The sequence below is a fragment of the Nonomuraea sp. NPDC049709 genome, from assembly GCF_040674815.1.
Taxonomy (GTDB): domain Bacteria; phylum Actinomycetota; class Actinomycetes; order Streptosporangiales; family Streptosporangiaceae; genus Nonomuraea.
In genome coordinates, this window is the sequence record NZ_JBFANM010000044.1 from 100377 (window position 1) to 108014 (window position 7638).

General features: G+C 66.9%; 5 protein-coding genes. All 5 read left to right on the forward strand.

The window, feature by feature from the left end; all coding sequences use genetic code 11:
• Positions 1-99: 99 nt before the first annotated feature.
• The 5 genes from tig (at position 100) to AB0J69_RS37120 (ending at position 7237) form a co-directional block, all read left to right on the forward strand.
• Positions 100-1497 (forward strand): trigger factor, encoded by a 1398-nt coding sequence (gene tig / locus AB0J69_RS37100; RefSeq protein WP_364127381.1) that lies wholly within the window; start codon positions 100-102, stop codon positions 1495-1497.
• A gap of 353 nt (positions 1498-1850) precedes the next feature.
• Positions 1851-2483 (forward strand): ATP-dependent Clp protease proteolytic subunit, encoded by a 633-nt coding sequence (locus tag AB0J69_RS37105; protein WP_364127383.1) that lies wholly within the window; start codon positions 1851-1853, stop codon positions 2481-2483.
• 11 nt (positions 2484-2494) lie between these two features.
• Positions 2495-3118, forward strand: coding sequence for an ATP-dependent Clp protease proteolytic subunit (locus AB0J69_RS37110; protein ID WP_357856360.1), 624 nt, complete (start codon positions 2495-2497; stop codon positions 3116-3118).
• Between the two features lie 188 nt (positions 3119-3306).
• A complete protein-coding gene (gene clpX, locus AB0J69_RS37115; protein ID WP_185067261.1) occupies positions 3307-4590 on the forward strand; it encodes an ATP-dependent Clp protease ATP-binding subunit ClpX in 1284 nt (427 codons plus the stop codon).
• Positions 4591-4672: 82 nt separating this feature from the next.
• On the forward strand, positions 4673-7237 hold the full coding sequence (locus tag AB0J69_RS37120; protein WP_364127386.1) for a valine--tRNA ligase: 2565 nt from the start codon (positions 4673-4675) through the stop codon (positions 7235-7237).
• Positions 7238-7638: the final 401 nt, after the last annotated feature.

The window sequence follows — 7638 nt, forward strand, 5'->3', positions numbered from 1 at the left end:
GGCGGAGCATGCCCAACACCGCTCATGTGGGCGCGGCGCGTGAGCCGAACCGATGGACGCGCCCGCGATCACTCGTAGCTTGATCAAGGAGACCATTCCGTGAAGACCGCTGTCGAGGAGCTCAGCCCGACCCGGGTCAAGCTCACTGTCGAGGTGCCGTTCGACGAGCTGCGCCCGAGCATGGATGCGGCGTACAAGAAGGTCGCGCAGCAGGTGCGCGTCCCCGGGTTCCGGCCTGGCAAGGTTCCGGCCCGCATCATCGAGCAGCGCTTCGGCCGGGCGGTAGTGCTGGAGGAGACCCTCAACGACGCGGTGCCCAAGCTGTACGGCCAGGCCGTCGACGAGGTCGACGTGTTCCCGGTCAGCCAGCCGGACATCGAGGTCACGAAGATCGACGACGGTGAGCAGATCGAGTTCACCGCCGAGGTCGACATCCGGCCCAACTTCGACGTGCCCGACTACGCGGGCGTCGAGATCACGGTCGACTCCGCCGAGGTCTCCGACGAGGACGTGGACGCCCAGCTCGACGCGCTGCGCCAGCGCTTCGCCACGCTGACCGGTGTGGAGCGCGCCGCCGCCAACGGCGACTTCGTCGTCATGGACCTGCGCGCCGAGATCGACGGCAAGAACATCGAGGAGCAGCAGGCCAGCGAGGTCTCCTACGAGGTCGGCGCCGGCTCCGTGCTGCAGGGCCTCGACGACGCGCTCGAGGGCATGTCCGCGGGCGAGGAGAAGAGCTTCAAGACCGAGCTGGTCGGCGGTGAGAACGCCGGCGAGGAAGCCGACGTGATCATCAACGTCAAGTCGGTCAAGGAGAAGGTCCTGCCCGAGCTGGACGACGAGTTCGCCCAGCTCGCGAGCGAGTTCGACACGCTCGACGAGCTCAAGACCAGCATCCGCGAGCAGTCCCGCCGCAACAAGCTGATCGACCAGGTCGTCCAGGCCCGCGAGAAGGCGCTCGACGCGCTGCTGGACCAGATCGACATCCCGCTGCCGGAGAGCGCGCTCAAGGCCGAGGTCGATGCCCGCAAGCACAACCTCGACCACCAGGTGGCCGAGAGCGGTCTCAGCCGCGACGCCTTCTTCCGCCTCTACCAGACGACGGAGGAGGAGCGTTTCGCCGAGTTCGAGACCAACTCCGCCAGGGCGATCAAGGTCGGGTTCGTGCTCGACAAGATCGTCAAGTCCGAGGAGCTGGGTGTCTCGGAGCAGGAGCTGACCAACTTCGTGGTGCGCCGCGCCATGGAGATGGGCGTGCAGCCGAACGAGCTGGCCAAGCACCTCGCCGACAACGACCAGCTCACGCTGGCCATGGTCGAGATCGTGCGCGACAAGGCCAAGTCGGTGCTCGGTGACGCCGCCAAGGTCGTCGACACCGAGGGCAACGAGGTCGACCTCAAGGCCATCTACACCGAGATCAACGGTGGCGAGGTCGTCGAGGAAGAGGCCGCCGCCTCCGACTCGGACGCCGACGCCGAGGGCAAGCCCGAGGCGTGACATCCGCCTGGGCGTCGAGGCCCCCGGACCCGAAACGGTCCGGGGGCCTCCGCTTTGGGGGCGCTGAGAGGGCCTGTGACGGCATCACGGGCCGGTACGCGGCTCCGACCGCCCCTGCACGGTCTGCCCTACCCTGATCCGCCCTCTGAGCGCCCAGGGGAGGTGGACGTCGCCCGCCGCCGGCCGGCCCTCGTGGGACGAAAGCCGCATTGGCCTGCAAAGGGAACAGGTGTGCGCACGGACGCACCTGCGCCGTCAGCGAACAGTCCGGGGGACCGGGCATGACCTGTAGGTGGCGCGCGTTAAGGTCACAAGCAAAGCCAATCGATTACGACGCATCGGAAGGTGACGCTGTGACCAGCCCGCCGACCTTCTATCAGCCTGAGTCGCGAGGCCGTGAGAACGGCTCGTCCTTCCGGCTTGAGGACCAGCTTTACCAGCGCCTGCTCCGCGAGCGCATCATTGTGCTCGGACAGGAGGTCAACGACGAGATCGCCAACCGCATCTGCGCCGAGCTCCTCCTGCTCGCGGCCGATGACCCTGAGCGGGACATCACGCTGTACATCAACTCGCCGGGGGGCTCGGTGAGTGCGGGCATGGCGATTTACGACATGATGGAATACGTGCCGAACGACGTATCCACGGTCGTGATGGGCATGGCTGCCTCCATGGGGCAGTTCCTGCTGACCGCGGGGGCGCGTGGCAAGCGTTACGGCCTGCCGCACGCCCGGGTGATGATGCACCAGCCGTCGGGCGGCATCGGTGGCACCGCCGCCGACATCGCCATCCAGGCCGAGCAGATGCTCTACGTGAAGAAGACGCTCGCCGAGCGGATCGCCTTCCACACGGGCCAGCCGCTGGACCAGATCGAGTCCGACTCCGACCGCGACCGCTGGTTCACGGCGGAGGAGGCCAAGGACTATGGCTTCATCGACCACGTCGTGCGCAGTGCGCGGCAGGTGCCCTCTGCGGGCCCGGTCTCTTAGGGGGAGCTGACATGAACATCCAAAGCCGTTACGTTCTCCCCTCCTTCGTCGAGCGCACGTCATACGGCGTGAAGGAGATGAACCCGTACAACAAGCTCTTCGAGGACCGCATCATCTTCCTCGGAGTGCAGATCGACGACGCGTCGGCCAACGACGTGATGGCCCAGCTGCTGACGCTGGAGTCGCTCGACCCCGACCGTGACATCAGCATCTACATCAACTCGCCCGGCGGTTCCTTCACCGCCATGACGGCGATCTACGACACGATGCAGTTCGTCCGGCCGGAGATCCAGACCGTCTGCCTCGGCCAGGCCGCCTCCGCGGCGGCTGTGCTGCTGTCCGGCGGCACCCCGGGCAAGCGCTTCGCGCTGCCCAACGCCCGGGTGCTGATCCACCAGCCGTCCACCGAGGGTGGCGGCCAGGGCAGCGACATCGAGATCCAGGCCCGCGAGATCCTGCGCATGCGCACGCTGCTCGAGGACATCGTGGCCAGGCACACGGGCAAGCCATCCGCCGAAGTCCGCAAGGACATCGAACGCGACAAAATTCTCAACGCGGACGAGGCAAAGGCGTATGGTCTGATCGATGACATTATCCCGTCCAGGAAGAAACGAGCTCAGGCCGTAGCTTCCTAGACGAGACGTGACGCACCGGAGCGCTGCCCTATAGGGCACGTTCCGGTGCGACTCGCCGCTAGGGGGCTCACTGAGGGCCCAGAAGACGGTAACGTCGAAACCTGAGCGGTTCGGCCTAGTCCGGAGGATGTCCGGAGACACTGCTCGCGGGAGCAAGCAGGGCGGTCCCACGCAAAGGAGTATCTGGGGTGGCACGCATCGGCGACGGGGGAGACCTGCTGAAGTGCTCTTTCTGCGGAAAGAGTCAGAAGCAAGTCAAGAAGCTCATTGCCGGTCCAGGCGTCTACATCTGCGATGAGTGCATCGATCTCTGCAACGAGATCATCGAGGAGGAGCTGTCCGAGTCCTCCGAGCTCAAGTGGGACAACCTGCCCAAGCCGAGGGAGATCTACGAGTTCCTCGACGCCTATGTCATCGGTCAGGACAAGGCGAAGAAGGCTCTCTCGGTGGCGGTGTACAACCACTACAAGCGGGTGCAGTCCGGTGACCGGGGCAGAGACGACGGCCTGGAGCTGGCCAAGAGCAACATCTTGTTGCTCGGGCCCACCGGCTCGGGCAAGACGCTGCTGGCGCAGACCCTGGCGAAGATGCTCAACGTACCCTTCGCCATCGCCGACGCCACCGCGCTGACCGAGGCGGGATACGTCGGCGAGGATGTCGAGAACATCCTCCTCAAGCTCATCCAGGCCGCCGACTACGACGTCAAGAAGGCCGAGACCGGCATCATCTACATCGACGAGGTCGACAAGATCGCTCGCAAGAGCGAGAACCCGTCGATCACGCGCGACGTCTCCGGCGAGGGTGTGCAGCAGGCGCTGCTGAAGATCCTGGAGGGCACCACGGCCTCGGTGCCTCCGCAGGGCGGCCGCAAGCACCCGCACCAGGAGTTCATCCAGATCGACACGACCAACGTGCTGTTCATCTGCGGTGGTGCGTTCGCCGGTCTGGAAAAGATCATCGAGTCGCGCATCGGCAAGAAGGGCATCGGCTTCAACGCCATCATCCGGTCGAAGGAAGAGGTCGACACGGCCGACATCTTCGGCGACGTGATGCCGGAGGACCTGCTGAAGTTCGGCATGATCCCCGAGTTCGTCGGCCGCCTGCCGGTCATCACCTCGGTGCACAACCTCGACCGTGAGGCGCTCATCCAGATCCTCACCGAGCCGCGCAACGCGCTGGTCAAGCAATACCGCAAGTTGCTCGAGCTCGACGGGGTGGAGCTGGAGTTCACCGACGGCGCTCTCGAGGCCATCGCCGACCAGGCCATCCTGCGCGGCACCGGCGCCCGCGGGCTGCGCGCGATCCTGGAGGAGGTGCTCCAGTCCGTCATGTACGAGGTGCCCTCCAGGCAGGATGTCGCCCGGGTGGTCATCACCCGCGAGTCGGTGCTCGAGCACGCCATCCCGACGCTCGTGCCGCGCGACCAGCTCGCCGCCAAGCAGCAGCGCACGCCGCGCGAGAAGTCGGCCTGACACTCGCCTGCGGTTCCGCGAACGCCCCGTGGTTTCGAACCATGGGGCGTTTCGCTTGCCCGCCTCCCTAGAATTGGTCACTGTGACAACGCCAGAGCTGCCTACCCAGTACACACCGGCCGACGTCGAGACCCGTAGCTACGAGCGCTGGGTATCCGAAGGCTACTTCCGCGCCGACCCGGGCAGCTCGCGCGAGCCGTACAGCATCGTCCTGCCGCCGCCCAACGTGACGGGCGTGCTGCACATCGGGCACGCCCTCGACCACTCCATCCAGGACGCGCTGACCCGCCGCGCGCGCATGCGCGGCCTCGAGACGTTGTGGCTGCCCGGCATGGACCACGCCGGCATCGCCACCCAGAACGTCGTCGAGCGCGAGCTGGCCAAGCAGGGCAAGTCCCGCCACGACCTGGGGCGCGAGGCGTTCGTCGAGCGGGTCTGGGAGTGGAAGGAGGAGTCCGGCGGCCGCATCCTCGGCCAGATGCGCAAGCTCGGCGACGGCGTCGACTGGTCGCGCGAGCGGTTCACGATGGACCCGGGGCTCTCGCGGGCCGTGCAGACCATCTTCAAGAAGCTGTTCGACGACGGGCTGATCTACCGCGCCGAGCGGATCATCAACTGGTGCCCCCGCTGCCTGACCGCGCTGTCCGACATCGAGGTGGAGCACAGCGAGGACGAGGGCGAGCTCGTCTCGATCCGCTACTCCGACGAGATCGTGGTCGCCACCACGCGCGCCGAGACCATGCTCGGCGACACCGCCGTGGCCGTGCACCCCTCCGACGAGCGCTACGCCCACCTGATCGGCACGATGGTGGAGGTGCCGCTCACCGGCCGCATGATCCCCGTGGTCGCCGACGAGCACGTCGATCCGACGTTCGGCACCGGCGCGGTCAAGGTGACCCCCGCCCATGACCCCAACGACTTCGAGATCGGCCGGCGCCATTCGCTGCCGTCGCTGACGGTGATGGACGAGCGCGGCGTGATCACCGCCCACGGGCCGTTCGAGGGGCTCGACCGCTTCGAGGCCCGTCCCGCCGTGGTCGCCGCGCTGCGCGCCGAGGGCAGGATCGTCGCGGAGAAGCGGCCCTACGTGCACTCGGTCGGTCACTGCTCGCGCTGCAAGACCGTGGTCGAGCCCAGGCTTTCGCTGCAGTGGTTCGTCAACGTCGCGCCGCTGGCCAAGGCCGCGGGCGACGCCGTCCGCGACGGGCGCACCCGCATCCACCCGCCGGAGCTGGCCAAGCGCTACTTCGACTGGGTCGACGACATGCACGACTGGTGCATCTCCCGGCAGCTGTGGTGGGGTCACCGCATCCCGGTCTGGTACGGCCCCGCCGGCGAGGTCGTGTGCGTGGGCCCTGACGAGGAGCCGCCGGCCGGCTACACGCAGGACTCCGACGTCCTCGACACCTGGTTCTCCTCCGGGCTGTGGCCGTTCTCGACGATGGGCTGGCCTGACCAGACACCCGAGCTGGCGCGCTTCTACCCGACGTCCGTGCTGGTCACCGGCTACGACATCCTGTTCTTCTGGGTCGCCAGGATGATGATGTTCGGGCTCTACGCCATGGACGGCGAGCCGCCGTTCCGCGTCGTCGCGCTGCACGGCATGGTCCGCGACCAGTACGGCAAGAAGATGTCCAAGTCGTTCGGCAACGTGGTCGATCCCCTCGACTGGATCGACCGCTTCGGCGCCGACGCCACCCGCTTCACCCTGCTGCGCGGCGCCAACCCCGGCTCCGACGTCGCGGTGAGCGAGGAATGGGCGGCCGGCTCCCGCAACTTCTGCAACAAGATCTGGAACGCCACCAGATTCGCCCTGATGAACGGCGCCGCCGTGGGCTCACTCGACGGCGCCGAGCTGACCGCGGCCGACCGGTGGATCCTGTCGCGCCTGCAGACCGTCATCACGGCGGCCGACACGGCCTTCGAGGAGTTCGAGTTCGCCAAGGCGTCCGACCTGCTCTACCACTTCGCGTGGGACGAGGTCTGCGACTGGTACCTGGAGCTGGCCAAGATCCAGCTGGGTGAGGGGCTGGAGCATACCCGGCTGGTGCTCGGCCACGTGCTCGACGCGATCCTGCGGCTGCTGCATCCGCTGGTGCCGTTCGTGACCGAGGAGCTGTGGCGGGCCGTCACCGGCGGCGAATCGCTCGTCGTGGCCCCGTGGCCGGTGGCCGAGGCGCGCTACGCCGACCGCGCGGCCGAGGCGGAGATCGAGGCGCTGCAGGAGCTGGTGACGGAGGTCCGCAGGTTCCGGTCGGATCAGGGGCTCAAGCCGGGCCAGAAGGTGGCCGCGCGGCTCGGGCTGAGCGGGACGCCCCTGGCCGGCCAGGAGTCGGCGATCCGGGCGCTGCTGCGCCTGACGGACCCGTCGGAGTCGTTCAACGCCACGGCGCGGTTCGCGGTGGGCGCGGTGACGGTGGAGATCGACACCGCCGGCGCCATCGACGTCGCCGCGGAGCGCAAGCGCCTGGAGAAGGATCTCGCGGCCGCGCGCAAGGAGGCCGCCCAGGTGGCCGCCAAGCTGGGCAACGAGCAGTTCATGGCCAAGGCGCCGCAGGACGTGGTGGACAAGGTCAGGAGCCGGGCCGAGCAGGCGTCCGCCGACATCGAGCGGCTGGAGGCTCAGCTCGCCGGCCTGAGTGTTTGAACCGTACGTACGAGGGGAAGGTCCATTCGTTACCGAAGATGGACCTTCCACGGGCCTGAGGCTGCTACAGTTTTCAACGCGGGGCCAATCAGCCCTGACATCCCTGTGAACAAACCCCGACTTCCGGGTTGCGCCAGCCGCGCGGTTGGACAAGAGCCGAAAGTTAGAGTAAGTTAGCAGGGTTGCCTCCAAGCGAGGCAGGTCCGGAAGCTCCCGGATCGGGCGATTTGACAAGGATCGTCCGGATCTGGTAGTCTAAAGGAAACGAAATGTGCGCCTCTCGCACCGGGGTCCGGAAGGGATTTCGGTGAGGGTGTACGCGTCCGTTTCTTGAGAACTCAACAGTGTGTTAAAAGCCAGTGCATGATGCACAACCCCGTCATGGATTGATTGTGACGGAT

Coding starts and splice junctions, on each gene's coding strand:
- AB0J69_RS37110 (WP_357856360.1), top strand. CDS start 2,495: ATGAACATCCAAAGCCGTTACGTTCTCCCCTCCTTCGTCGAGCGCACG.